Source organism: Exiguobacterium sp. RIT452 (assembly GCF_003598705.1).
GTDB lineage: Bacteria > Bacillota > Bacilli > Exiguobacteriales > Exiguobacteriaceae > Exiguobacterium_A > Exiguobacterium_A undae.
Window position 1 is genome coordinate 1 of sequence record NZ_QXJB01000013.1, and the last position, 25,526, is coordinate 25,526.

Below are 25,526 nucleotides of genomic sequence, written 5' to 3' on the forward strand. Positions count from 1 at the left end.
GCAATATTGACAACATAGTTGTGAATATAAAAAATGGATTTAAAGTTGTTGCAAAAATTTTCTTGTTTATAAAAATTATAATTAAATAAATAAAAATTATTGTAAAAATCCCCATATTAACATCCTTGCTATTTTTATTTAAGTATCTCTTTCCATATTTTTAAGTTTGTTTCTGGAGAAAAATTTAGTTGTGCATTTTCTATCGAGTTATAACTATATTTTTCCCAAACTTTTTTAGAACAAGTAGTTTTAATTAATGCATCTGTCCAATCTTCTTTATTTTTCACCAACACTCCTACTTCACCATTATAAATACTTTTATTGTATCCTACGTCCGATGCTATTATAGGAAGACCAGCAAGTTGATACTGAATTAATTTAAAACCTCCCTTACCTTTAGTGAACTCGTTCTCTATTAAAGGCATAATTCCAAGATGAGATTCTTCAAATTCCTCTTCCACAATGTTTCTTGACCATTTTATATTCTCAATTTCTACATTTTCAGTTTTTTCTAAAAGTGGCTTATCACATATTACTTTTAAAATAACACGTTTTTTATTTGTCTTTTTTGTTATGAGAGCAAAGCGATCTATTTCTGATAAAATCTCTTTAAGATGTATTAAATTTCCTGATGTAGCCAACCACACTATGACTATCTTACTCTCAAAAATAGATTTTCTATTTTCAATAATTTTATCAATATTTTTTATTTTTAAAGTTCCATCTGTTGTAGGCAATATAAGAACTTTTTTTCTGAATTCTTCATCTACGAGTTGTTTAAGAGTATCGCTAGTAACTATTATATGATTACTATTTTTTTCAAGCATATAAAATTCTTTTTTTGATATTTGTCTATTTTCGAGTATATTGTCATCATAATCCCAAATTAAGTTCACTTTTTTTGTTAAGTTGTCCAATAAATACATTATCGGTTTGATAGAATACCTTGGTACTAGCGCTTTAGAAATAACTATATTTTCTGGATTATCTATAACATCTTTAATTAAAAAATAAATAATTCTCACAGTAATATAAAAATAGTAAAACAAATTAATTGGAATTTTTGCGAATATTTTCTTTGAATTTCGATTGATATAATTTTGATATAACTCATCAGGAATTGCTTCACGAATTAAAATTTTTTCGTCGGGCAAACATTCCATATACTGTATTACTCTATAATAACTAGATGGAGTAAAATTTTTATTTTTCACATACACACTTATTTTTTTTTGCACTATTAACCACCTGTCCATTCAAAGATTTCAGACATGTATTTATCAACAACAATCCTTCTATCAAATTCCATCTCTACTTTTCTTCTTGAATACCTGCTCATAACACTTAATTCATCACTCTCTGCTAACAATATCTGTTCTATCTTATTCGATAAGTCTTTTGAGTTTTTAGCTTCAAATAGATAGCCGTTTTTATCCTCATCTATTGTTTCTTTACACCCTGGAATGTTAGATGCAATTAATACTCTCCCCATTGCCGCTGCTTCGAGTAAAACATTTGAAATGCCCTCTCCTCCATGTGAAGGTTGAATCAGACAATGAACATTTTCTAAATAAGGTTGAACGTCAGATTGATACCCTAAATAGTTTATTAAGCCTTTCTGTACAAGTTCATTAATTTCTTCTTTTAACTCAATTTCAGTTTCTTCTACAAAACCAATTAAATCAAAATTCACTCTTTCGCCATACTTTTCTTTTGTATTTTTGGCAACCTCTAAGTATTCATTAATACCTTTATCTTTCATAATTCTACCAATGAACATGAAACAAATCTGTTCAGTACGCGGGAAGAGTCTATATTTATATTCCTCTAAGTTTACACCTGATCCAGGAATCACTTCATGTTTACTTTTAATTATTCCATTTGATGTCAATACTTCTTGATCATGTGTATTTTGAAAGAAAATTTTCCTTGAATTTTTTAATCCTATTTTATATAAGAAAACCAATATTTTTTTTAATGTATTTTTTTCTTTAAACCCACTTCCTAATCCAGTAATATTAGTTAAGTAAGGTATATTTAAAATTGAACACGCAATTCCACCATATAGATTAGGCTTTATAGTATAAGTTAACACTATATCTGGAGAGTGTTTTTTCATTATTTTTAAATAGTGTTTAACTAAGTTCAAATCTTTTATCGGGTTTGTTCCTCTTCTATCTACATTTGTCTCTATAAATTTACAACCCCAACTAATCATTTTCGGTACTTTATCATCGTCATATGGCATGGATAAATATACGTCGTAGCCTTCTTCTAATAACTTTTTGATCAACTCTTTTCGGAAATTATAAATAACAAATGCATGATTCCCAAGTAGCATAACTTTTTTTTTCTTCATAGTTATTCATCCTCACCTAGCTATTAACAATACTTTTTTGTATAGATGTCTCAAAATCGGAAATTTGATATTCATTAGATTTTGAAAGGTTTTTATCGTATATTTTATTACCAAATATTTTATTAACAATACTGATTCTTTTACTAGCTAACTTTATTAAAAAGTTAAACGATGAAGTAAAATAGATTTTTCGTCCACTAGATTTTGCAGCAACTTCAATGATTTGTTTTGTACTTACATAGTCTGCATTTTGAGGATAAAATAAACCTGATCTATTATCGATAACTATTTGTTCAATTAAACTGCTCAAATTATCAATATAAATCATGCTTCTTTTATTATCTAAATCAATGAAAATAGGTGTAATTTTTGATAGTTTTATTAACTTTTTAAAGTTACCTTTACATCCAGGTCCATATACAACAGGTGTTCGAACTACTGCAGTTTTAAAATCTTTACTGTTCATTGATTGGACTTTTAGGTCTGCTTGTAACTTACTATCTCCATAAAAGTCTGCTGGAGTCGGGACTGTATTTTCGTTGATGCTACTATAATCACCAATTTTATTATCTAATCCATAAACGATAATGCTGCTCATAAAAATAAACTGCTCAACATTTTCTTTCTTGGATTTTTCAGCTAATTCAATCGTCAAGTCTCTATTGATGTCATAATATAACTGTTTAAGTTTTGGATTGCGAGAAACATGCGCTATACCTGCAAGATGTAAAACAGTATCGTAAGTACTAAAATCAATTTTGCGCCAATCTTCTCCTCTTACAGAAATATAATTTAGCTCAATTTCTTTGTTACCTGACTGAATCCATTCCTTGAATTTGTTCCCTATATAGCCATTCTCACCTGTAACAAGCACTTTTTTCATCGCATTTTACTCCTTCGTACTTGCAACTTCTTTTACAGTAATCTTTCCTGTACCACCTTCAACTACTCCGTCACTTCTCAAAACACTAAAGATTGTTGCGACGAAACACCGTGTATCCATCAGGATTCCCATTCGTTGAATATACTCTCCATCAAGCTTGGCTTTGATTTCAATCGGTAATTCATCACGGCCATTGATTTGCGCCCAGCCTGTCAAACCCGGCAATGTGTCATTCGCTTGATATTTATCTCGTTCGTCGATTAAATCGTATTGATTCCACAACGCCGGACGTGGTCCGACAAACGCCATCTCACCTTTTAAAATGTTAAAGAGTTGTGGTAATTCATCAAGACTTGTTTTACGCAAAAACTTACCAACACGTGTAATGTATACATCTGGATCTGCCAACAAATGCGTTGGAGTGTCATTTGGTGTTTCAATATACATCGTTCGAAATTTTAGAATGTTAAAATGATTTTTATTTAGACCAACTCGTTTTTGCTTAAAAAATACTGGTCCTCGTGATTCGATCTTAATTGCAGCCATGATCAGGATAAAAACAGGAATTAATACTAAACAAGCAACACAGGCAATCGAAAACCCAAGGGGACGTTTGATTTTTAAGTAATTCAAATTTCATTCCTCCTTTTAGATATCGTTCATCAGACTAGTTTTTCTTCACGAATCGCAACATCATTCGCAATATCGAGTAAGACGTTTCTTAATTGCAGTGGTGCATTCTTATGTCGATCCACTATTTTTAGAATGTTTATGACTGGTTCTTTTTGTCGCGTTCGGCCGACAAAGATTTTTGGATAAATTGCTTCCGGATCCACTTCGCCATCCTTTAGTAGTTCTTCATACATTTTTTCACCCGGACGAATCCCTGAAAATACGATTGGCATCTCATCTTCTGTGAAGCCACTGAGCTCAATCATATTTTTTGCGAGATCCACAATCTTAACCGGTTCTCCCATATCAAGGACAAACACTTCTCCGCCATCTGCTAAGATACCGGCTTGAATGACTAACCGACTTGCTTCTGGAATCGTCATAAAGAAGCGCGTCATTTCCGGGTGTGTGACCGTAACTGGTCCCCCCGCTAAAATTTGCGATTTAAACAGTGGAATGACCGAGCCACGACTCCCCAGTACATTTCCGAAACGCACGACCGCAAATTTTGTTTTGCTGCGACATCCCAGTTCTTGAATAACCATTTCCGCAATCCGTTTTGTGGACCCCATGACGTTCGTTGGATTGACGGCTTTATCGGTTGAGATCATGACAAATCGTTCTGCTTCGAATAAGTCAGCTACTTCAGCGACATTTTTTGTTCCGTATACATTATTTTTGACTGATTCGTACGGGTTGGCTTCCATTAGCGGAACATGCTTATGCGCCGCTGCGTGGAACACGACCTGTGGCTTATGTGTCGCAAACACTTCTTCGAGTCGCGTACGATCTTGGACATCTGCAATGATCGGGACTAAGTTAATCGGAAACTGAAGTCCACGTAGCTCTCGTTCGATCAGGTAAATACTGTTTTCACCATGACCTAGTAGTACAAGTGTCGTTGGATTAAATTGAATGATTTGTCGGCAAATTTCTGATCCAATCGATCCACCGGCTCCAGTCACAAGAACCGTTCGTCCTTCAATTTCTGATTTAATTCCTGAAATATCGAGTTCAACCGGTTCACGACCAAGCAAATCTTCAATCGAAACGTCTCGAATCGCACTGACAGAAATCTTACCGGTAATCAACTCTTCGATCATCGGCAACGTTTGGACGTTTTTACAAAGCGTTTTCGCTTCCGTGATCAGTTCGATTCGGCGTTGTTGCGTCAATGACGGGATTGCAAGCACAATCGCTTCAATCCGGTGCTTTTCGATGACCGACTTTAAGTTCGCTGTTGTCCCGACCACTTCAATTCCTTGAATCATGAAATGCATATTTTTTGGATCATCATCTACAAAGACGACTGGCTTTAACTCATGAAACGGTGACGCATACAATTGACGGACTAACGAGCGTCCCGCTCGTCCAGCACCAATCACAAGTGTCCGTTTACGTGATTTGACCATCCGGCGGGGTAATGCATATTTGCGCCAATGCTGTCCAATACCAAGTAATCGTAAAGCGACACGAATCGCTCCAAGCAATAACAAGGAGATACAAAAACTAAGAATCGTGATGCGTTCAAGCACTTGGCCGAACACAAATATCTGATAAACCATCAGTCCAATCGAACTGGCACCGAGTGACAAGGACAAGGTCAGTGCCTCTTGGATGCTGGCATACTTCCAGTTGACACGATACAACTTCATTAAAAAGGCCAATGTGACGAACAACAAGGCAAAGACAGCAGCTGATTGAAGCAATAATTTACTATCAATCAAATCAAACAGCTCTTTGGGATATAAGAAGAAGTAGGTGAATCCCATCGCAACCCCTAAGGCTACGGCATCAATGCAGGCTAAGGTCAATGTGCGGTAATAATAGTAGAATTTCAAAGGACAATCTCCTTTCTCGTTTAGTGGTTACAGCATTTCTCAGACTAACGAAGACGCCTTCGCCCGTTCTGTGAGTAATTCTTCCATCATCTTCGCCACGTCGTCTCCAAGATCATCCCGTTTTAAGGCAAACTCGAGTGTCGTTTGAATGAAACCCAGTTTTTCCCCGACGTCATAGCGCTTTCCGTCGAATTCGTAGGCAAAGACCCGTTGCATTTCATTCAGTCGTGTAATCGCATCGGTCAATTGAATCTCACCACCGGATCCGACTTTTTGTGTTTCCAAGTATTTGAAAATTTCCGGTGTAAGAAGATAACGACCTAAAATTGCTAAGTTCGATGGTGCTGTTCCTGGTGCTGGTTTTTCAACAAATGATTTCACCTTATGTAAGTTCTCTGAGATGCTCGTGCATGGATCGACGATACCGTAGCGGTGTGTATCTTTATCCGCAACCGGTTGAACGCCGATGATTGAACTGTTCGTGATCTCATACTGCTCGATCAATTGACGTGTACATGGAACATCGGCTTGGACGATATCATCCCCGAGCATGACGACGAACGGTTCATTACCGATGAAGGCTTTTGCCTGTAAAATCGCGTCACCGAGTCCTTTTGGTTTCGATTGACGTATGAAATGGATGTTGATGTTTGTCGTTGCTTCGACGAGGTGTAACAACTCCGATTTATTTTTCGCGATTAAATTCGCTTCAAGTTCCGGCACGGAATCAAAATGATCCTCGATGGCCCGTTTCCCTTTACCGGTGATGATTAAAATATCTTCAATCCCCGATTCAATCGCTTCTTCAATGATATATTGAATTGTCGGCTTATCGACGATCGGCAACATTTCCTTCGGCATCGCTTTGGTTGCCGGTAAAAAACGTGTGCCCAGTCCAGCAGCTGGAATAACCGCCTTTTTTACACGATTCATGAAATCAACTCCTAGTTATAATTTCAGATTCCCATAATATAATCAACTTGGTATTCTTTATGTAAATTAAGATACCACATCCAATGGAATCTATTCCATAAAGTTTTCCAATTGTCGACATTGTAAGCGTTAACATAGAAAAAAGAGAGTGTATTTTCACTCTCTTTACATTTTCTTCACATTAAACCCTTTATACCCACTGTCCCTTCCAGTTCTTCTCAACTGGATTTGGAGGATTAATCGTCACGAGTTGATTGAGAAGCACGGCTTCATTGTTCTCATAAATTTCTTCATACAACCAGTCTTCTAATTCATTCTCTAAATGTTTCCGGCATTGTTCCCAATAGAACGGACGCTTTTCAGTATGGTGGGCATCTGACGCTACGAGATGGGCCAGTCCGTTTTCGAGTAAGGCGACGGCAAAACGTTGAACATCCTTACCGTACTTACCAATCAGACTGGCACAAGTCACTTGGCTGATCGCACCATTTGAAATCAAATCAAACAACAATGTCGGATTCTGGATGATGGCTTTGTTTTTTTCCGGGTGTGCAATCACCGGGACATACCCATCGGAGATCAACTCAGCAAAGACTTGTCGGGCGTATGACGGAATCCCGGTTGATGGAAACTCGATCAATAAATAACGTGACTTCGCAAGCGGCAAGGCCGTCCCCTTTTGGACTTCTTCGATTAACTCACCCGTCAAACGAATCTCATGTCCCGGATAGACGGTAACCGGAATATTTCGCTGATGGAGTAAGACATTTAATTCATCGACCGTCAGTTTGACATCGACGGCTTCCGTCTCGAACTGCGGGTGAAACAGGTGGGGTGTCGCAATGATTCGTGTGACGCCTTCACTTGCTGCCTGCTCCGCCAGTTGTAGCATTTGCTCGACACTCGCTGGACCATCATCGACCAGCGGTAAAAGATGACAATGAAGATCAACCATAATGGCACCCCTTATTCATAAGAATAATAGTATTGATACGCTGAATCATCCGTCAGCTCACGGCGATTCAAGACGACACCAAGAATCTTTGCTTCCGCCAGTTCAAGTTGTTCTTTGGCCTTGAGGACACGTTGACGATCGGATGTCATACAACTGACGACAAGGACGACACCGTCCGTCAATTTAGATGTGATGCGGCTGTCCGCGACTTGAAGTAACGGCGGAGCATCTAAAATGATGACATCATACTCGTCACGTAATTGTAGAATTAATTTTTCCATCGCTTTGGACGATAACAATTCGGCCGGGTTCGGCGGAATTGGTCCTGCCGTCAAGATCGATAAATTTTCGACTTTTGTCGGAAGAATCGCTTTTTCAAGCTCGGCTTGGCGTGTCAACAGACTGGATAATCCTAAACCGTTGGCAACTCGGAATGTATAATGCACCGTTGGACGACGCATATCCGTATCGATGATCAAGACCTTTTTTCCTTGTTGCGCATATGCGACCGCAAGATTTGAAGAAGTCGTCGACTTCCCTTCGCTTTGTGTCGCTGATGTCACAAGCATGACTTGAATTTCTTTATCCACTGCCATGAACTCGATATTTGTTCGGATCGTCCGGTATTGCTCTGCAATCGGCGACTTTGGTTGAGTGACCGTAATCAGATTACGGGCATCTTTATTCATCTTATTTTTCTTAGCCATATTGTTTTGCCGCCTCTCGTTTTGCTGCTTTCGCTGATGATTTGAAGACTTTGCTGTCGATATCCGGGATACTTCCTAAAACAGGCAAGTCAAGAATTTGCTGAACTTGTTCCTCTGTCCGGATTCGACGGTCCAGAACTTCACGTAAGAAGGCAAGTCCCACTCCCAACAAGAAGCCAACGACTGCGGCAATGGCTGTATTTAAAATGATATTCGGACTGACCGGAGATGTTGGAATTCCTGAAACGGACAGTACCTTTACGTTATCGACATTCATCAAATCCGTAATGTCTTCACTGAACACGTTCGCGACAGAGTTGGCGACGTTTGACGCAAGCGCAGCATCGGTATTTTGAACGGAGACGTTGATTACCTGTGAATTTTGTTCACTTTCGACGGTGATCATACTATTTAAGGCGTTAATGTTGCTTGGAGCATTTTCCACTTCTGCCTGAACCTTTTCGAGAATGGCGGGACTTTTGATGATGACACGGTATGTATTGACTAATGTGACGGATGACTGGACTTGTGATGCATCAATTACGTCATTGTCTTGTTTTTTCGGTGTGACCAAAATTTGTGTACCGGCTTGATACGTCGGTTTGATCAGAAAAGTACTGACGGCAAACGAGATGAGCGCGGCGACAATCGTCAACGCCAAAATCCGCCAAAACGATTTCTTTAAAATCGAAAATAACTCTTGTAAGCTGATCGTTTCATTCATGGTTTAATTATTCTCCTTTATTTGTCTAATACGGTGACTTTTTTATCAACTAAAAGCTAGTATAACAAAAAATTGGGAAATGGTTGATTAAATTTCAGGAAATAACATACGTTTTTTGAAATTTGTTGCGTATAATAAAGAATGACATGTTTCTTTTTACATGAATTTCCGGATATCAACATAGGAGGAAGATCTTCATGCATCGCTCATTACAAGCACTCCAATACTATACATCGCACTCGGAAGAAGACATCCAGCGCCTTCATGATCGGGTACGATCGAGCCTCGCCTCAACAGAATCATTAACGGACACGATGATTCGTTTGACAGGCCAAACCCCACTCGTCCCGTTCAAGCAAGATACAGTGACCGTCGAAGAATGGTCCGCCTTTTTAGCCGGCAAACATCATGAAGCGTTAGCAGATTTTTATGGGACACTCGTAGCTCGTCCGATCCTTGAAGAAGATGGTCCTGTCGAACCTAAAGAGGACACTGAAATTGCTCCAGCCTTATCGCGGACACACCGTGAACCAGAAGCATCACGTCGAAAGAAAATCAAAACAAGACCAGAACCACGCTCGAAACGAAAAATTCCGTGGGGGTGGATTGCCTTACTGCTTCTTTGTTTCTTCCTCGGTGCCGGCGGGACGTATGTCTATTCGAATTACATCGCGTCTCCCGACACGAAACCGAAATCATCCGTCGAACAACCGGTGACGGTTGAAAAACCCGAGGAGAAGACTGAGGAAGAAGCACCCGCTGCAAAAGCAGAACCTGACGTTCTTTATGTCAAAACCCGTAACACGAATATTTACAGCGATTCCGCTCTAACTGACACTCTTTATGAAGCCGACTTTGGTGACGGATACCGGATTCTTGAAACAACGGATACTGTCAGCAAAATCGAATTAACCGATGAGCTAACTGGCTACATTAAAAATATCGATACGACAAAATCACTAAAAGAAGATGCGATTGCCGACGAATCATTGTTGACGTGGGTCGGTGAAAATCTCGATACGAGTTTCGTCACTGAGACCCTCATTGACCTTATCGGCAAATCCGCAGAAGATTTGAATAGTGCTTATGGTCCACCGGCACGGACGTTTTCTGACGAAGTGAACACGTACCTGTTTTACGGAAATCATTTCTTTACCCTGCAAAATAACAAGGTCATTGCGATTGATTGGACAGAAACAGCGATTACGAATGCCGAACTGGCAACCCTTGCGCCACTTCAACTAACGACGGAAACAACAGGACTGGTCACAAGTAATTCCTATCGCCTACAACGATTCGAACAAACAGAAACAAGCAACAGCCGTGTTCGCTTGGCTGAACAAAATCTATAACAGCAAAAGGGACAATCCGAAAAGTGGATTGTCCCTTTTATTTACTCTAAACCTAACGAGTAACGTAATGCTGTTTTCGTTTGTGCCAATGAATCGTCCGTCGGATTCCAGTAATAAATGCCATCCGCCTCTTTTCCACCTGTTCCTTCAAGCTTTAAATTCTTTTGATTTTGGAAAGCATCCATGTAATCAAAGGCAAGTGTCCGCATCGGTTTGAACGAGACGTTGGTCTGTGCGTTTTTGCCGACGACATCCATGATTGCATTGAACTTACTGACCGAGACGTCCGATGATAATTTGGCGACGACTTGTTCGATGACTTGACGTTGACGCATTTGACGACCGAAGTCACCACGCGGATCTTCATAACGCATCCGGGTATATTTTAAGGCTTCGTCCCCATTTAAGTTGATTTTTCCGACGGTGAATTGTTTCTCACCAACTTTAAAATCTAAATCATTGTTGACGGTGACGCCACCAACAGCATCAACGAGTGAGGTGAAGCCTTCCATGTTGATTTCCGCATAATAGTTGATCGGAATATCGAGGAACTTCTCGACGGTTTTGATGGCCATCTCCGGTCCACCAAACGAATAGGCATGGTTGATTTTATCATTTGTCCCACGACCGACGATTTCGACTTTCGTATCTCGTGGGATACTGATCAGGCGACTTTCATTTTGCGTCGGGTTGAGCGTCATGATCATGATCGAGTCACTGCGTCCCCGCTCGCCCGGACGTTGATCGACTCCGAGTAACAACACAGAGACTGGCTTTTGTTTTTCGACGACTGTGTCGCCCGTATTTTTGACCGGCGACTGAATTTTTTTTACGGTCTGGTCGACCTGATAATACGTATAGCCGATGAATCCTCCGACTCCGATTACCAACACTAAAGCAATCAACAGTAAAATCTTTAACGGCGTCCACCGCTTTTTGACTTTCCTTCTTTTTTTGACACGCTCCACGTTTTCACGTTCCCTTCTATTAAATACTGCTTTTTCCTATGTAACTTCATTAGTTCTCGTTACTATCGGTCAAATAAAAACAATCTTACAGTCGAGTATACTGAAAATCGACCGTGAATTGTCAAAAACGGGAAAAGATGAAAAAAAGAGTCTACCGGCTGGTAAACTCTTTTGCATCAAAATTAGTGTAGATAGCGTGTGTTTCGTTGAATTAAAGTAACGACTCCGTTGTCGAGACTTTTTCGTACATAAAGACTTCGTAGATTTTTTTCTTGAAGTTATAGTCCAAGCTGACAAACATCCGTTTTTTCGGATCCGTCGTCTGGAAAACATACGACTTCATCATGATTGGATCAGCAAGACCAAGCTTGATATCTGCTTTTGAAGCGACCGTTGAATAATCATAGTGTCCCCAGTCCATCCATTCACCAAGTCCTTTCCCCGTCAAAACGGCATCGAGCTGTTTTTCTGTCATGCCTTCTGTCAACTTGGCACCTTTCGTCAGCTGCATCTTACTTTCCCGGACGCCGATTTTCGTCTTCGCCGTGATGCTGATCATTTTTGAAGTCAGACGGTAGACCGAATCCTTACTTTTTGTCGCGAATGACAGTTCCGTATAGGTCGGAGGAACTTTTGCTTTCGTGTCATAGAAGTCGTACGCCGCAAACTTTTGACCGTCTTCTTTATCCGCGTACTCTGGTTTTTTCTTCAACATCGTCGACCCGTCTTTTTTCGTTAACTGTGTTTTATAGCTTTTACCGTAGAGCACTTTGGCGACTTGCTCCATTGTCATCCCTGTTTTTAAAGCTTCGAATTGTGTCGTTGCTTGGATTTCTTCTTTTGTTGCCGCTTGTGCTGTTCCTGCGATTAATGTTGAACCGGCCAAAATCGCCGCAATTGTCAATTTACCAAGTGTTGTTGTCATGTGTTTTCGCTCTTTTCTGTTTTAAAATGTAAGGACTTGATTACTCGAAACCGTTTCATAATGACTGATACGATATGTCTTTTTGTTCGGGTCATACATCATCTCGACTCGCAACCGTTTGTTCGGGTTATTCGTCCGGAAGATGTAGGTTTTCCCTTTGCCTTGACCGAGACTGGTTGTTTCCATCTCACGTTCTGACAGCGTATGACTGAAATCGTTGATCATCCAGTTCATCCAGTCACCGAGCCCTTTTCCACTAAGCACGTTGTCAAGTTGGTGTTCTGTCATGCCGAACTCCAGACGTTTACCACGCTTCAGCTGTTTATCACTTTGGCGGACCTGCATCGGATTTTTTGCACTGAAATCAAGTGACTTTAACGCCAGTCGGTAAACCTTCTCTTTCGGTTTGACTGTAAAGAAGAACGTCATCAGATGATCAGGCATTTCTGATTTTTCATCCCCGATGAAGTAGTACCTGTAATCCATCTGTTCAGTGGAATCCCGCTTCGGTGACTTTTCTTTTAAGATGATCCGTCCATGCTTTTTCGTCAATTGCGTTTTATACGTTTTGCCGTAGCGTACTTTTGCGAACTCAGTAATCGTCATTCCTGTTTTGTACTTCGTAAAATCCGTCGTGACTTGTTTTTCCTGCTTTGTCGCCGCATCAACCGGCAGACTGAAGACAGTTGACGTTACAAGTAACACCAGTAATGCATATTTCAGTATTCCGTTTAGCATAAAAAGAACGCTCCTCTGTTACTTCGTTTCAATCGGGAAGATAGAATAGTTATCTAACTTGTATTGCTTGCTCCGATCATCAAATGTCATCGTCATACTAACCTGTTTCTTTGGATTCGAACTTTTAAAGACATACACTTTCACTTGCCCCTGGTACTTATATTCCTTTTGTTGCTGTTTTGTCTGAACGGCACGATAATTCCAAGACCATCGCATCGCTACCTGACCTAAACCTTTACCGGACAAAAGCTGATCGAGCTCCGCTTCTGTTTCTTCTCCCTCAATATATGTCACATGCTTTAGCATTCGAGTACTTTCGCGTAAACCGGTAGTCGTATCCGCCAAAAACTGTAGCGTCTTTTGCGTGAGATAATACGTTGTTTTGTTCTTCTTTGTGTAAAACTCAAGCGTCGTCCGTGTCGGTAGTGTCTTCGAGCGGTCATAAAACGAATACGAACGTGACCGGTGACCTTGTTCATTCTCGGTCCAGTCGGCTTTTTTCTTAAAGACAGTCGCTCAGTTGGTCTGTTTCAGATGTTGCTTATACGACTTGCCGTAGATGACTTTCGCGATTTGTGTCACGGTCAGACCAAATTCAAGCGACCGGTAGTCTTTTAATGCTTGTTGTTCTTCCTTTGACGCCGCCTGTCCTTCCAGTGTCCCACTTAAGCAAAGGACACTGACTACAAGGACTGCTACGATTTGTTTGAAATACTTCATGGCTTTCCTGCTTTCTGATATCACTTCACGAATTGGACAGCCCGGTCAGCGTCAATTCGACCGTATCCGTACGACGTGTCATATCCCTTTTTCCCGAGGTCTTGTGCTGATTTCTTGAGAATGCTTTCGACCTCTGATGCTTTGATGGTCGGTTTTAAACTGTAGAGGACGCTCGCGACACCGGCGACATGCGGTGCTGCCATCGACGTCCCGCTCCAGAAAGCCGACTCACCGTCACTGAGGTAACTCGGAATGTCTTGTCCCGGTGCAATCAGATCGAGTCCCTCGCCGTAGTTCGAGAAAGCCGATCGTTTGTCGAACCGGTTGGAGGAGCCGACCGATAAGGCATACTGCGATCGTGCCGGATACGACAATTTGTTTGTCCCGTCGTTTCCGGACGCGACGACAACAAGAACACCTTGTTTTTTTGCATACGCGAGGGCATCTTCAATCGCCCGTGACCAGATGCCACTGCCGAGGCTCATATTGATGACCTTGGCTTTATTTTTGACCGCATGCATGATTCCTTTCGCGATATTTGAATTTGATCCATAGCCGCTTTCTGCGAACACTTTAATCGGAATGATAGATGCTTTCGTATTGATGCCAGACATTCCGTAGGTATTGTTGCTGTTCGCCGCAATAATACCGGCGACGTGCGAACCGTGCCCATGATCATCAATCGCGATTCGTTGCCTGCGGACAAAGTCATAACCGAGATCCATCCGGACACGTCCGGCAAAATCGGCATACGTCGGATTGATACCCGTATCGATGACCGCGACGAGGACCGGCGATTGTTTTTTCGAAGCAATCCGCTTTTTCATCGCATCGAAATTGATATCGGCTCCTTTGACGCCACCCCGTTGTCCGGTATTGTTCAACGACCACTGATACGATTTGAAAACATCGCTGTTAAGTAAACGCATCTGACTGTCGAGTTCGACGTAGGCGACACCCCGTGTTTGTTCGAGTTGGCGTTTGGCAGCAAGTGCCTGCATGACCGTCCGGTACGTGAATTTCTCAAGCTTCAGTCCGGCGTCAATCGTCTCCCGTTTGACGGCGTCCGTTTTCTCAGAAAACTGCATCGCCTGACTCGTCGTTCCCGTTACTTTGACAACAAGACTGCTTGCCTTTGCCGACGTGCTGGCTTTTGCCAGTTGTTCGCGCATCGGCTCAAACCGTTCGAGTTTAAACGGAACGACAAATGCCGTATTTTTCTTCCCTTCGATTTCTATGTATTGACGCCCGCTCCAACTGAGTGGGAAGATCAACGATTGATCACTGACTTCCGCGTAACGTTCGTAGACCAGTTGTTTTTGATAGTCCGTTTGTGACTCATAGACTGTGACGGCTTCCGTTGCGTCCGCCGCAAACTTCAAGTGTGTCCCGCCCGTCAGATACGTTTTCGTATCAAAGTAGAACAATGCTTTCCCTTTACTGTCAAACGTTCCTTTGATGTACGCTTTTTTTGTTTTTGTATCCAGTACCGGCAACTTCTTGGCTCCCGTTCCTGCCGCTTCCACCTGAACCGGGACCATCGTCCCGAGCAAACCGAAAACTGTCAAACCGACTAACCACTTTTTCATTTCCCCACTCCCTTATCCGCCTTTTGTCCTATTCATTAAGTATACTGGAAAAAATTATGACAAACACCTATTTTCCGTCTTTTTATCGGTTCATTTTCATTTTTATTAAAGATATAACAAAACATCTTCCACCCATTTCTGGATGGAAGATGTTGAGGTGAAATCTGATTATAATCCGAGAAGAACTGCTTTCTCGTAGCCGCCAGTCAAGACAGAATTGTCATACGACTGAAGCTCTTTGTTAACCGTGATGACGTTTGACAATGTTTTGAGCGTACCTGCTGGAACCTTGATCTTAACGATATCAAGTCCGTTCGAGAGGTTATCATCTGAGTCAGCAAGCGAGATGCTTGTGCCGACCGGCAAGTTTTTCCCGTTTAATGTGTACTGAGCTGTACTTGTTGCATCGTACATACCTGAGTACTGAACACCTTCCGAGAACTTGACGCGGATGACATCTTTTTCGTCTTTTGCGTTAGCCGACACTTTTTCGATTTCGAACGGTGAAACAACTGGTTTAACAGGCGTTTTCATGATTTTGAAGTCATGTGTCGCTGTAGCAACCGTGTTACCGACATCATCTGAAAGTGATTTGACGACGACTTTCCACTCTTCGCCGTATCCTGCGTTGTCGACGAGGCTTTGCAGGCTTTGGTTGGCTGCGACACGGAAGTTCATGTCTGAACTGTTTGTGTAGCCAACGACTGAACCATCGATCGTGACGATCTTGCCGTCTTTGTCTTTACCGATGAACTCAACTGTTGTTTTCGGCGGCAAGACTGTACCGTCCGCGTTGATGAGTGGTGTATCAGCTTGATCAAGACCACGTAATTTAACCGGCTCGCTCATCATGACGTTGAAGTCGTTTGAGAGGAGGATACGGTCGATGGCATTGATTTCCGCACTCTTCAGATCTGGTGTGTTCAGTGGTGAACCAGAGTAGTTAAGGTCGAGTGACAAGGCATCGTTTTTCTCGCCGTTCGCTTCCGCTTTGACAGAATCTTTCGCGAGCGTGATTTTGAACTTATCGTTGTAGTAGTTTTCTTTCGTGTTGACGGTATCGTAGATTTCCGTCCAGTCTTTTTTGAGCTCGACGAGGACTTCGCCTGTTTCTTCGTTGTAGTATGTGATTTCAGCGTACTGGCTGAAGTCTTCATACAATTTCGTGCCTGAGTTGTAACGCTCCAGTTTCATTTTCGAACCAAGGAGTGCTTGAACATCAGCAAGGCTGAGGTTTTTGAGTTGTTTGCTGAACATCACACGGAATTGTTCAGGCGACTCGACGACGACACCAGCTGTCGGTTTGACTGTATCTGCCGCAACTGTGAAGTCGAGGTTTTGTGTCGTTCCGATGTTCGACTCATCCGAAAGGGCCGCGAAGTCCATTGCATCCCAGATCTGAAGTGAGTGTTTACCTGGAGTGAAGTAACCTTTTTTCGGTCCTGGGTAAGCTTCTTCTGCTTTCGCCATCATCATTTCATCATTTAATGTGATGATGACTGTATCACGGCGGTCGACTCCTTCTTTGTTATCGAAGCCGAGGTATTTCACGTCGAAGTATTTTTCGCCGAACTGACCGTCGATTTTGAATTTCGCATCAGCAATTGCTTCTGAGAATTTCACTTCGAGTTGGTTCAAGCCGACTGGTTTAACAGACGTGACTTCCGGTTGACGTGCATCTGTCAATTTGAAGCTTGCTTTTGACTTCACTTCTGTATCTGTACTGCTTGTGATTTTCGCAAGAACTTTGACCGTCGCGTTGTCTTGGAGTGGTGTTTCTTTATCCAAGATGACTTCGAAGGCTTTTGGATTCGAAGGAACTGACTTGATGCCGATGACGCGTTTCATCCCGTCGAATTGCTCGATTTGGATATTGTCATTCGCCATGTAATCTTCTTCGTGAAGACCTTGTCTCACTTTATCAAGACCGAACGACTTGAGTAACAACTCACGTGAAACGGCTTTGTCGAGGAAGATCGTCACGCGATCCGCTTGGTTTGATTCAGCTGCAAGGACATTGATCATCTCAATCGGAGCTGGTGTGACCATAACTGTACTAAATTTCACTTTTGCTTGTCCATCGATTTTACCGATCAAGTCTTTATACTCACCGTTGACTGTCTCGATGATTTGCGCATCGATTGTCGCTTCGAGATCCGTGTTGCTGAACTCAGAAGTGAGGAGGACTGTCGCTTTACCATCTTGAATTGTGACACGTTCTTGCGAAAGTGAACCGAATGATGTCGATAATTTCAAGACGATATCGTCTGCCTTCGTATCCACTTCACCTGTTGCTTTGTTTTTCAACTGGAATGTCACTTCCGTATTGTCTGATCCGTTCGCCAGAATCGAAGACGCTTTTGGTGTGACTTCAAGCATCCAGATGTTTTCAACGCTTTGCGTCATGAAGCTGAGTGAACCGAGGTCTTTCGCGACGCCACCGATGAGGATGCCTTTCGCGTCGACTGTGTAATCTTTATCGTACTCTAAGCCTTCAACTTCAAGAACTGCCGATTTCTTGTCAGCACTGAGTGTTGCTGATTTGACTGTACCGCCTGCGATTTTGAAGTTGTTTGCAGTAACAGAATCAACCGCACGCGAGAACGATACTTCGACTTTCTCTTTGCCGAGTGCTTTTGCTGAAGCAAGAACTGTGTTTGCAACCGTGAAGTCCATCGCAGCTGATTTCACATTGCCAATTTTGACGACATAGCTGTGTGTGCCTTCAGGAATGCCACCTTGTGACGCCATGAATTTCCCTTTAGAAAGGGATCCTTTGACGACGATCGGTGCTTTCGTCATATCTTTCCCTGGATAGATCAAGAGTTCGGCCATCGCACCCACAGCTGGGTACATGACGTCTGCTTTAACAGAAAGTGTCTGATCATCGACGCTTCCCATGACGTTTGAGATCATTGCTGCTTTCACTTCATAATTGATTGAACCCTTCACGACAGAGTTCGCACCTTTGTATGTGTAAGCAATTTTATATTTACCGGCTTTTGATGTGCTCGGTGTTTTGATGTTGAATTTGCTGATCGGGCGTTTTACGATGATGCCTGATTTATAACGGATGCTGATCGTGCTTGGAAGAACGACTTTGCCTCCGACTGCAACTGGTTCGAGGACTGGTTCGAGGATATCAACGACATAGTTCTGAAGTTCTACTTTGAGGATGGCTTTTTTTGAAGTACCGGAAACTGTACCGTAAAGGACTTGGTACTTGTTGATGTACTTCTGTTCAAACTTCACGGAGCCGCTCCACTTAACAGAACGCATTTCGTACTTGCCGTTTGAAAGTTTGACTTTGACCTTTGTTGGCAACGTCAATTTCTTAACCGCATACTTTGAACCACCTGCATGTTTCATCAAGATTGGTTCGATGTATTTAACAGAGACCTTTGATGCCGCGTCAGCAGCAACCGGTGCGACGACAGATGCAGTAACCGCGAGTGCAGCTGCAGCAGCGTACAATTTGTTGGTTTTTTTCGAGTAAGCCATGTTTACAATTCCTCCTCTTGTCTTTCAAAACTAAAAGCAACAATCCCAACCAGATAACCTACATTTAAAGTAAAATATTTGTAAATATTTACTTTAATCCATGCAACAATCCTTCTGTCTTCTTCGGAGGAATACGTTCTGTTTCACGCGCCGATCCATCGCCTATTCAGTAGACGATCGTCAGTGATCCATTATGTATCCAGTTTGGGATGAACAGAAAGATGTTGTCGAAATCCTTGAATATGAAGGATTTCAGTATGTGGTAGGTTTGTACCAAATCATACTTCTAAAAAAGTGAATGACTCAGCTACAGGTTCAATATACAAAACCAGGAAACTAACGACAATAGGTTTTTTGTAAAAAATAGGTGAATAGTAGTAACTAGTAAAATATATTTACAGGCTGTATATGGAAATTAAAAATCTAACTGTCCTTTTTTGAGAAAACGCTTACATTTATATAGAATTTCATATAAGTCAATATTTTTGTGAAATAAAATAAAGACAGGCACTTGAAAAAAAGTAACTGTCTTTTTGCCTCATAACACCTTTTGATTAGCTTGTTCGATTGCTGTCAAAAAAGCATCCCGACGAAATCGATGGTCGGTGTCCGCTGTTACTTCAATCATTTCATCCAGTCGACGCAATTGGATCGGTAAGCCACGTCCGATCCATTCCAGCTGTTGTTGTAGATGGTGTCTCGCCTGATCCAGCGTATGTCGTTCTGCTGCGACGAATTGCCGTAAGTACTGTAAGACATAACCGAGTCCGAATTCGATCGGAATCCGTAATTCGGCTCCTTTGTCCTTGATGCGAATCAGACCGGCACCGTAATGAATCGCACGTTCCCATTCTTCACTCACCCGTCGATACCAGTTGCCGTTCGTCAAACAATGAATTTCCAGTGCGCCTTTTGGACCACTCGGCATGACGCTGAAATAATCGATTTTCATTTTTGGTCTCCTTTTCACCATTAAAAATAGGATGAATCCGTAACGGACTCACCCTATATGACAGGTCAGAAGGTTTGATTGTTCGAAAATCATTCCGATAAAAACACACCATTCACCATCGAAAAAGCTTTTCGAATACGCTATACTGGATACGGGAATGGGAGGAATGCTCGTGGCGATTATCATCTTTTGCCTCGTATGTCTCTTCGCATATCGTATCCGGAAGCTGCCTGAAGCGATTCGGACGATCTTACTTATCCTTGGGTTACTCAGTGGATGGTTCGCGCTGTTTGAGATCATCAGTTATTTAGAGGCCAACCCCTACCTGGCTGCCATCCCGATTACACTTGGACTTGGCTACTGGTATTGGTGGCGAAAGAAAAAACGGACGACCGATTCCACCTCATCCTAAGGTCGAGCGGTGTCCGCCTATCAATGAAACAAAACCAGTCCACTTGTGGAACTGGTTTTTTGTCGTCACAAGACAGCCGGTGGTCCGAACTTGCCGTCGTGGTAATCCCGGTACGCCTGACGGATCTCGTCTTCCGTGTTCATGACAAACGGTCCATAAGCAATCGTCTCTTCCCGAATCGGCTGTCCGGAATAGATCAAGATCTTCGTCCGGCTGACAGCCGTCAGTTCCAGTCCACTGTCACCCGACGCCTGTTCGTCAAACGTCAGTGTCGCGGCCGTCGTCTTCGCAAGCCGCGTCTTGTTTGCTCCGGCTTCGATCTCTCCCGCCAAAACATACATAAACGCATTATGGTTCGTCGGGAGGACGTGTGTATACGTCGCACCCGGTGCGAGTGCAATCTCACTCATCGTGATCGGCACCAGACTGTCGAGTGGTCCGGTCACCCCGGCGATATCACCGGAATAGACCCGGACCTGTCCCCCATCGAACGGTACGACCGGTGCGTCTTCGAGCAGGACGTTTTGATACGAAGTCGTCGTCTCCTTCAAACGTTTCGGGAGATTCAGCCACAGTTGCAGCGTATGGATCAGATCGTCATCAACCGCTTCTTCCGCGTGACGCGCCGCCCAACCGGCGTTCATGTACTGGACATCACCGGCGTCGAGGATTGAATGTCCGCCGTGATTATCGATATGTTCCAGTCGTCCGTCAATCACGTAGGTAATCGTCTGGAAACCGCGGTGCGGATGATCGGAAAAGGTTCCGCGTTTGAACCAGTCTTCCGCCATCAAAATGAACGGATCAAACTCGTCTTTTCGCTCCGGCGGCAGCACCCAGCCTTGCTGGACATGGGGGTAACCGTTTTGCTGATACGTCACTTGCCAGTGTTGTGCGATATCGCGTTGGAACATCTCTTCGACTCCTCTGCTTAATAAGATATCCCCATTGTCGCACAGTCCGTTTCGGAAGCAGAACTGGTTTGCTCGTTCTGGTTTACTAAGGCGAATTCCTCTTCCCTATCAAAAAAAACGACCCCGTTGATGTATCGGGATCGTTCGTCTGGTACCGTCTGATTTAAAAATGGTTCGCTTTTTGTTCGAGAACGGCAATCTTTTCTTCGATCTCAAGCAACTTCAGTTCATGTTCGAGTTCGAGACGACGTTTTTTCCGCTTCAGCTGGCTCAGTTCTTCCGCAACCGATTCCGGTGATGCTTCCGGACGAGGCGGGGCTGTCTGATCCATCGACTGGCGGAGCGGATCAAACAAGTTCGACTTCGCGAACTTCGCTGCTTCCGGTCCAAACAAATCGTTGATGATCGGCAAGACTTTGTTCATCGCGTTCCCTGGAATCTGCGACTTTTCGTCGACGAGACGTTTTAACGCCAGTTCATCGACCAAGTACCCTTTACCATCCTGTTCGGCATGCAGTTCGCCTGTCCGAATCCAACGACGGACCGTTTCTTCCGAGACACGTAACAATTCACTGATCTGTTTTGTTGTTAACATCGTCATCCCTCTTTCCATTCATTTGATACCCTTACTATACACACGTGTGTGCGTGTGTGTCAATCGAGACACACATCAAAAAGCCCTCTGAACCGATTCGGTCCAAAGGGCTTTCCTGTTATCCAGCGCGTCGTAACAATAACCAAAGTCCGACTACAGCGAGACCTGCTCCCGTTGCTGCGTATGGGAACGGTTTGTCTTCACCCGCTTGCGGGAGACGTTCGTTTGACGTCGTGTTCGTTGTTTGTTGATCCGCTACGTTCGTCGCCGGTGCTTCGACCGTCTTGACCGATGTTTTCGTCGGTGTCGGTGTTGGCTTCGGTGCTACGACCGGTTTTGCTTTTGCGATTTCCGCGACGAGGAAATACCCCATCGTGTCTTCCGTCAATGTGATCGAATCCGTTGTTGCTTTGCGTTCGAACAGTTTCAAGAACTCATCGTATTCCGGGAATTCTTCTTCCTCTTCATCCGCCATGCCGACTGCCAATGCTTTGACGCTGGCTTTCGTCATTTCAAAATCAAGCGAATCCATCAAGTCGTCCAGTGAGATGTGGTGCATCGCTTCCACCGTGTATCCAGAAGCGACTTCTGTTTTGACTGTGTACGTACCAGGTGTCAATTCAATCATCAATGCGTCGTCTTTCCCGACTTTCTCCGTATAGACGTCGCTGCCTGTGATCGCATCCGTCACCGTGTACGTCGCAGGAAGTGTTTGCTCCGAGTAACCTGGAATCTTGTCGGCGTTCGCATCAAAGAAGTTCGTGACGAGCAATAAGTTTGAAAAATCTAACTCTGCTTCTTCATCATAACCGTATAAACCGGCATCGATTTGTACATTCTCACCGGCTGTCAGTTTAACTTTCGCCATATCATCCTCATCAAGGTCAGAATCGATTGTCGGGTCCGTTCCCTCGTGTTGCGGTGAAGTGGAGTAGTAGCCGATGTCCATGCCGTAGACGTCGATGTAGTATGTGCCCGGCTTCAGGTCCTTAAACGAATAAAGACCGTCTTTTGTATAGGCTTCGTCGACAACGTCATAGTCCGCGTTCAAGAGGTAGACCGGCACATCACTGATACGCGTTTCTTTCTCTTGACGGATTCCGTCTTCGTTTTCATCGTACCAGATCGTTCCGCTGATCGTTCCTGTCGTCGCGACCGGTTGTTCCGTCTCCGGTTTTGGTTCTTCTTTAATCGGTTCTTCTTTGACCGGATCTTCTTCAACTGGTTCCTCAGCAGGAGGATCTTCCGTCACCGGCTCTTCTGGTGTCGGTTCTTCTTTGACTTCACGGCCAAACTCAATCAAGACCGTTTTCGTTTGATCGGCCGAGACGATCTTGACGACTGGTGCCGTCTCTGCCGTGAACGTCACGATTGGTGTTTTCGCGATGTCGATGTCTTGCCCTGTCACGCCCTCTTCAAAAACCAATGTGGTTTCCGATTCGAGGTTGACGACGCCTTCACCCGTAAAGGTTAGTGTGTAAGGATTCGTTCCCGTTCCTTTGACGTCCCACGTCAGTGCTGTTTCGGCTTGTGCCGGTGTGATGACACCAAAAACAAGCAAACAGGCCAGTATGTACATGCCTAATTTTTTCATTCTGTTCATTTCGCCCCATTCTTTAAATATGTTCTACCTAGATTTTAAACAATAAAGGAAAAATAAACCACATGAAATCTTAAATTCGATTGTTTTCATTAAAAAAGGTCGCTTTTGCTCAAAGGAGCAAAGCAACCTGTATGGATTTTATCGGTTTTTTTCATCAGATCAATGCTTCACAAGCTGTCGCACAAGCTTCACAGGCAACTGCACACTGCTGACAATGGTCATGCTCGTGTTTGCCGCATTCTTCTGCACATGCTCGGCAAATCTCCACACACGCCGTCGCCAACGCTGCGATGTTTGGACTGTTTCGGGCAATCGCCTGGTTGAGGAGACTGCAAATATCGGCACAATCACGATCAAGACGGATACAATCTGCCATATGACCGACATGCGGCTCGTTTAGACAAGCGTCAAAACAGACATTGCAGGCTGTGATGCACTTTTGTAATTCGTTTAACGCAACTTGTTGATGTTCAGACATTGTTCGTTCCTCCTTCATTTTTTTCTGACTAAGTATTCCTTTGAGAAATTCCCTCTTTTAGCTACTAGAAACATAAAAAAAGAAGCATACGATAACCGGGAACGATTGGTTATCGTATGCTTCCTTTGTTTTTATCGCACGACTTCGAGCGGAATCTCAATGCCGCGTCCTGCACCGGCATCGATGATTAAGACCGGTAAGCGGTTTTCATCAAATACTTCTTTTTCGATGGTCGTATCGGACGTATACGTTCTGACTTCACCCATTTTTTTTGCTTCGAATGAAACAAATGGGAACGGAATCGACTGATTGGCGACATCCAGTCGGATATCGACTTGCTGGTCGTCGAGTCGGATATCGTTTGCCGTGCGAATCGTCAAACGCATTCGATCATTTTCCGTTGCTGAAATCTGAGCCGAGATGTTTTCTGTTTGTCCAGCACGTTTGACAGGATCGATGATGACCGTCGGGGAAGCGGTCTCCACCTCGTCAGCACGTTGACAACCAGGAACGACAAGCAGCGAAATCGCCAATGGAATCAGCCAGCGCTTCATCACATCTTCACTTGATCGCGAAAGTGAGTTCAGCGGTACAGGCGACTTCCCCATCGACCGTTGCTGTGGCACGCCCTTTACCAATCGGTCCACGCAGTTTCGTCAGTTCGACTTCCAGTCGGAGCTGGTCACCGGGGACGACTTGACGCTTAAACCGGCAGTTTTCAATACCCGCGAAGAAAGCGAGTTTCCCTTGATTCTGTTCCATCTTAAGGACAGCAAAGGCACCGACTTGCGCTAATGCTTCGACGATCAAGACGCCGGGCATGACGTTGTAGTCTGGAAAATGACCATTGAAGAATTCTTCATTGGCCGTGACATTTTTGATTCCGACCGCCCGTTTACCTTCTTCGACTTCTAAAATCCGGTCGACGAGTAAAAAGGGATAACGGTGGGGAATCACTTCCTTGATTTGTTCAATCGTATACATATAAACAGCTCCAATCACTGGTTAGTTTAAGATTTCGTCCAAAAATCGGTGATGCGGGTCCATGTGTCGAGCTTAAGGACATCCATCGCTTCGCCACCACCAAGTGTCGCATACCCAACCATCGCACCGATGACTAACGCAACGACGACTAACAGAAGAACGATCAGTAAGCGAACGATAATCGGAACACGACGTGAGGAATACTCACGCATCTTTTGACGCTGTTTCGGTTCCTTGTCTTGTTGTCCCTGATTGTCTGCTTGTTGATGACGTTTGAGACGTTCACGTGTCGGTTGGTCTGTTCCTGCTTGATTTTGTACCATCTTGATCACCTTTCGTTGAGTCAGTCTAAGAACATCATAGCATATTAGTACCTGGTATTAAATAGTTTCGATTTAGCTACAAAACCGTTCTTTTTTTAAGTGTAACATGCACAAACGAGGAACTTGTAAAAAAAGTTCTGCATTTTCTATATAAGGAAGAGAAGTAAATCTACCTGCTTTTTTAAAAAAACTTTTATGATTTTTCAATCCAAATAAAATCGAGGTGCGTATGCTGTTCAGAACGGTAAAACAAAAACTACCAAACACGTTTTAAATACCACCCAAATTTGAGAGGATGAGACAAAATGAAAAACACGAAAAAATTCGCAGCAACAGCAATGGCAGCAGCACTCGTATTACCAGGAACAGCAGCATTCGCTTCTGGTGGCGGAGATGAG

At 43.2% G+C, this 25,526-nt stretch carries 26 protein-coding genes; 2 read left to right on the plus strand and 24 right to left on the minus strand.

Translation table 11 applies throughout. The features are described 5' to 3' along the window. Nucleotides 1-134: 134 nt before the first annotated feature. From D3D03_RS16115 to D3D03_RS16155, 9 genes are all read right to left on the minus strand, one after another. The gene (locus D3D03_RS16115; protein WP_158583714.1) at nucleotides 135-1,238 is read right to left on the minus strand and encodes a glycosyltransferase; all 1,104 of its coding nucleotides are present in this window, start codon (nucleotides 1,236-1,238) and stop codon (nucleotides 135-137) included. Nucleotides 1,239-1,240: 2 nt separating this feature from the next. Continuing rightward, a complete protein-coding gene (locus tag D3D03_RS16120; RefSeq protein WP_119924121.1) occupies nucleotides 1,241-2,359 on the minus strand; it encodes a glycosyltransferase family 4 protein in 1,119 nt (372 codons plus the stop codon). A gap of 16 nt (nucleotides 2,360-2,375) precedes the next feature. Then, nucleotides 2,376-3,242, minus strand: coding sequence for an NAD-dependent epimerase/dehydratase family protein (locus D3D03_RS16125; RefSeq protein WP_119924122.1), 867 nt, complete (start codon nucleotides 3,240-3,242; stop codon nucleotides 2,376-2,378). Nucleotides 3,243-3,248: 6 nt separating this feature from the next. Further along, nucleotides 3,249-3,875 carry a sugar transferase gene (locus D3D03_RS16130; protein ID WP_119924123.1) on the minus strand — a complete coding sequence of 209 codons (627 nt, stop codon included), beginning with the start codon at nucleotides 3,873-3,875 and terminating at the stop codon, nucleotides 3,249-3,251. A 29-nt stretch (nucleotides 3,876-3,904) separates the two neighbouring features. Beyond that, nucleotides 3,905-5,755, minus strand: coding sequence for a nucleoside-diphosphate sugar epimerase/dehydratase (locus D3D03_RS16135; protein WP_119924124.1), 1,851 nt, complete (start codon nucleotides 5,753-5,755; stop codon nucleotides 3,905-3,907). A 39-nt stretch (nucleotides 5,756-5,794) separates the two neighbouring features. Next, the gene (galU, locus tag D3D03_RS16140; RefSeq protein WP_119924125.1) at nucleotides 5,795-6,688 is read right to left on the minus strand and encodes a UTP--glucose-1-phosphate uridylyltransferase GalU; all 894 of its coding nucleotides are present in this window, start codon (nucleotides 6,686-6,688) and stop codon (nucleotides 5,795-5,797) included. A gap of 190 nt (nucleotides 6,689-6,878) precedes the next feature. Beyond that, on the minus strand, nucleotides 6,879-7,643 hold the full coding sequence (locus D3D03_RS16145; protein WP_119924126.1) for a tyrosine-protein phosphatase: 765 nt from the start codon (nucleotides 7,641-7,643) through the stop codon (nucleotides 6,879-6,881). Between the two features lie 11 nt (nucleotides 7,644-7,654). After that, nucleotides 7,655-8,350 carry a CpsD/CapB family tyrosine-protein kinase gene (locus tag D3D03_RS16150; RefSeq protein ID WP_026827380.1) on the minus strand — a complete coding sequence of 232 codons (696 nt, stop codon included), beginning with the start codon at nucleotides 8,348-8,350 and terminating at the stop codon, nucleotides 7,655-7,657. Continuing rightward, complete coding sequence (locus tag D3D03_RS16155) at nucleotides 8,343-9,074, minus strand: YveK family protein (RefSeq protein WP_119924127.1); 732 nt, start codon at nucleotides 9,072-9,074, stop codon at nucleotides 8,343-8,345. Before D3D03_RS16155 ends, D3D03_RS16150 begins: the two co-directional genes overlap by 8 nt. A gap of 197 nt (nucleotides 9,075-9,271) precedes the next feature. On the opposite strand from D3D03_RS16155, the gene D3D03_RS16160 reads away from it, so the two are divergent. Beyond that, nucleotides 9,272-10,426: a hypothetical protein gene (locus D3D03_RS16160; protein WP_119924128.1), complete on the plus strand. Its 1,155-nt coding sequence runs from the start codon at nucleotides 9,272-9,274 to the stop codon at nucleotides 10,424-10,426. Nucleotides 10,427-10,467: 41 nt separating this feature from the next. Here D3D03_RS16160 and D3D03_RS16165 read toward each other — a convergent pair whose 3' ends face one another. From D3D03_RS16165 to D3D03_RS16200, 8 genes are all read right to left on the minus strand, one after another. After that, nucleotides 10,468-11,394: an LCP family glycopolymer transferase gene (locus D3D03_RS16165; RefSeq protein WP_119924129.1), complete on the minus strand. Its 927-nt coding sequence runs from the start codon at nucleotides 11,392-11,394 to the stop codon at nucleotides 10,468-10,470. A 211-nt stretch (nucleotides 11,395-11,605) separates the two neighbouring features. Beyond that, nucleotides 11,606-12,319, minus strand: a complete 714-nt coding sequence (locus D3D03_RS16170; RefSeq protein WP_119924130.1) for a hypothetical protein — start codon at nucleotides 12,317-12,319, stop codon at nucleotides 11,606-11,608. 21 nt (nucleotides 12,320-12,340) lie between these two features. Further along, nucleotides 12,341-13,057 carry a glutathione S-transferase family protein gene (locus D3D03_RS16175; protein WP_119924131.1) on the minus strand — a complete coding sequence of 239 codons (717 nt, stop codon included), beginning with the start codon at nucleotides 13,055-13,057 and terminating at the stop codon, nucleotides 12,341-12,343. An 18-nt stretch (nucleotides 13,058-13,075) separates the two neighbouring features. Further along, nucleotides 13,076-13,351 carry a hypothetical protein gene (locus tag D3D03_RS16180; protein WP_147367742.1) on the minus strand — a complete coding sequence of 92 codons (276 nt, stop codon included), beginning with the start codon at nucleotides 13,349-13,351 and terminating at the stop codon, nucleotides 13,076-13,078. Between the two features lie 222 nt (nucleotides 13,352-13,573). Continuing rightward, a complete protein-coding gene (locus D3D03_RS16185) occupies nucleotides 13,574-13,777 on the minus strand; it encodes a hypothetical protein (RefSeq protein ID WP_119924133.1) in 204 nt (67 codons plus the stop codon). A gap of 20 nt (nucleotides 13,778-13,797) precedes the next feature. Then, complete coding sequence (locus D3D03_RS16190; RefSeq protein ID WP_119924134.1) at nucleotides 13,798-15,366, minus strand: S8 family peptidase; 1,569 nt, start codon at nucleotides 15,364-15,366, stop codon at nucleotides 13,798-13,800. A 168-nt stretch (nucleotides 15,367-15,534) separates the two neighbouring features. Then, entirely contained in the window at nucleotides 15,535-18,867 is a 3,333-nt protein-coding gene (locus D3D03_RS16195; protein WP_119924135.1) for a hypothetical protein, read from the minus strand. Nucleotides 18,868-19,405: 538 nt separating this feature from the next. Further along, nucleotides 19,406-19,819 carry a hypothetical protein gene (locus D3D03_RS16200; protein ID WP_026831957.1) on the minus strand — a complete coding sequence of 138 codons (414 nt, stop codon included), beginning with the start codon at nucleotides 19,817-19,819 and terminating at the stop codon, nucleotides 19,406-19,408. A 166-nt stretch (nucleotides 19,820-19,985) separates the two neighbouring features. On the opposite strand from D3D03_RS16200, the gene D3D03_RS16205 reads away from it, so the two are divergent. Beyond that, nucleotides 19,986-20,231, plus strand: coding sequence for a hypothetical protein (locus D3D03_RS16205; RefSeq protein WP_233550726.1), 246 nt, complete (start codon nucleotides 19,986-19,988; stop codon nucleotides 20,229-20,231). A 65-nt stretch (nucleotides 20,232-20,296) separates the two neighbouring features. Here D3D03_RS16205 and D3D03_RS16210 read toward each other — a convergent pair whose 3' ends face one another. From D3D03_RS16210 to D3D03_RS16240, 7 genes are all read right to left on the minus strand, one after another. Then, nucleotides 20,297-21,145: a pirin family protein gene (locus D3D03_RS16210; protein WP_119924136.1), complete on the minus strand. Its 849-nt coding sequence runs from the start codon at nucleotides 21,143-21,145 to the stop codon at nucleotides 20,297-20,299. A gap of 163 nt (nucleotides 21,146-21,308) precedes the next feature. Further along, nucleotides 21,309-21,740: a helix-turn-helix domain-containing protein gene (locus D3D03_RS16215; protein WP_119924137.1), complete on the minus strand. Its 432-nt coding sequence runs from the start codon at nucleotides 21,738-21,740 to the stop codon at nucleotides 21,309-21,311. A 118-nt stretch (nucleotides 21,741-21,858) separates the two neighbouring features. Then, nucleotides 21,859-23,343 (minus strand): SdrD B-like domain-containing protein, encoded by a 1,485-nt coding sequence (locus D3D03_RS16220; protein ID WP_233550727.1) that lies wholly within the window; start codon nucleotides 23,341-23,343, stop codon nucleotides 21,859-21,861. 154 nt (nucleotides 23,344-23,497) lie between these two features. Further along, nucleotides 23,498-23,821 carry a four-helix bundle copper-binding protein gene (locus tag D3D03_RS16225; RefSeq protein ID WP_119924138.1) on the minus strand — a complete coding sequence of 108 codons (324 nt, stop codon included), beginning with the start codon at nucleotides 23,819-23,821 and terminating at the stop codon, nucleotides 23,498-23,500. A 131-nt stretch (nucleotides 23,822-23,952) separates the two neighbouring features. Next, complete coding sequence (locus D3D03_RS16230; protein ID WP_026831950.1) at nucleotides 23,953-24,375, minus strand: hypothetical protein; 423 nt, start codon at nucleotides 24,373-24,375, stop codon at nucleotides 23,953-23,955. A gap of 7 nt (nucleotides 24,376-24,382) precedes the next feature. Continuing rightward, entirely contained in the window at nucleotides 24,383-24,805 is a 423-nt protein-coding gene (gene fabZ / locus D3D03_RS16235) for a 3-hydroxyacyl-ACP dehydratase FabZ (RefSeq protein WP_012371522.1), read from the minus strand. 26 nt (nucleotides 24,806-24,831) lie between these two features. Continuing rightward, the gene (locus D3D03_RS16240) at nucleotides 24,832-25,128 is read right to left on the minus strand and encodes a DNA-directed RNA polymerase subunit beta (RefSeq protein WP_026831949.1); all 297 of its coding nucleotides are present in this window, start codon (nucleotides 25,126-25,128) and stop codon (nucleotides 24,832-24,834) included. Nucleotides 25,129-25,526: the final 398 nt, after the last annotated feature.

Excerpts from the sequence above, each read along its gene's own strand:
- D3D03_RS16120 (WP_119924121.1), bottom strand. The coding sequence starts at position 2,359 with ATGAAGAAAAAAAAAGTTATGCTACTTGGGAATCATGCATTTGTTATT.
- D3D03_RS16125 (WP_119924122.1), bottom strand. The coding sequence starts at position 3,242 with ATGAAAAAAGTGCTTGTTACAGGTGAGAATGGCTATATAGGGAACAAA.
- galU (WP_119924125.1), bottom strand. The coding sequence starts at position 6,688 with ATGAATCGTGTAAAAAAGGCGGTTATTCCAGCTGCTGGACTGGGCACA.
- D3D03_RS16145 (WP_119924126.1), bottom strand. The coding sequence starts at position 7,643 with ATGGTTGATCTTCATTGTCATCTTTTACCGCTGGTCGATGATGGTCCA.
- D3D03_RS16150 (WP_026827380.1), bottom strand. The coding sequence starts at position 8,350 with ATGGCTAAGAAAAATAAGATGAATAAAGATGCCCGTAATCTGATTACG.
- D3D03_RS16155 (WP_119924127.1), bottom strand. The coding sequence starts at position 9,074 with ATGAATGAAACGATCAGCTTACAAGAGTTATTTTCGATTTTAAAGAAA.
- D3D03_RS16160 (WP_119924128.1), top strand. The coding sequence starts at position 9,272 with ATGCATCGCTCATTACAAGCACTCCAATACTATACATCGCACTCGGAA.
- D3D03_RS16170 (WP_119924130.1), bottom strand. The coding sequence starts at position 12,319 with ATGACAACAACACTTGGTAAATTGACAATTGCGGCGATTTTGGCCGGT.
- D3D03_RS16175 (WP_119924131.1), bottom strand. The coding sequence starts at position 13,057 with ATGCTAAACGGAATACTGAAATATGCATTACTGGTGTTACTTGTAACG.
- D3D03_RS16185 (WP_119924133.1), bottom strand. The coding sequence starts at position 13,777 with ATGAAGTATTTCAAACAAATCGTAGCAGTCCTTGTAGTCAGTGTCCTT.
- D3D03_RS16190 (WP_119924134.1), bottom strand. The coding sequence starts at position 15,366 with ATGAAAAAGTGGTTAGTCGGTTTGACAGTTTTCGGTTTGCTCGGGACG.
- D3D03_RS16195 (WP_119924135.1), bottom strand. The coding sequence starts at position 18,867 with ATGGCTTACTCGAAAAAAACCAACAAATTGTACGCTGCTGCAGCTGCA.
- D3D03_RS16200 (WP_026831957.1), bottom strand. The coding sequence starts at position 19,819 with ATGAAAATCGATTATTTCAGCGTCATGCCGAGTGGTCCAAAAGGCGCA.
- D3D03_RS16205 (WP_233550726.1), top strand. The coding sequence starts at position 19,986 with ATGCTCGTGGCGATTATCATCTTTTGCCTCGTATGTCTCTTCGCATAT.
- D3D03_RS16210 (WP_119924136.1), bottom strand. The coding sequence starts at position 21,145 with ATGTTCCAACGCGATATCGCACAACACTGGCAAGTGACGTATCAGCAA.
- D3D03_RS16215 (WP_119924137.1), bottom strand. The coding sequence starts at position 21,740 with ATGTTAACAACAAAACAGATCAGTGAATTGTTACGTGTCTCGGAAGAA.
- D3D03_RS16220 (WP_233550727.1), bottom strand. The coding sequence starts at position 23,343 with ATGAACAGAATGAAAAAATTAGGCATGTACATACTGGCCTGTTTGCTT.
- D3D03_RS16225 (WP_119924138.1), bottom strand. The coding sequence starts at position 23,821 with ATGTCTGAACATCAACAAGTTGCGTTAAACGAATTACAAAAGTGCATC.
- D3D03_RS16230 (WP_026831950.1), bottom strand. The coding sequence starts at position 24,375 with ATGAAGCGCTGGCTGATTCCATTGGCGATTTCGCTGCTTGTCGTTCCT.
- fabZ (WP_012371522.1), bottom strand. The coding sequence starts at position 24,805 with ATGTATACGATTGAACAAATCAAGGAAGTGATTCCCCACCGTTATCCC.
- D3D03_RS16240 (WP_026831949.1), bottom strand. The coding sequence starts at position 25,128 with ATGGTACAAAATCAAGCAGGAACAGACCAACCGACACGTGAACGTCTC.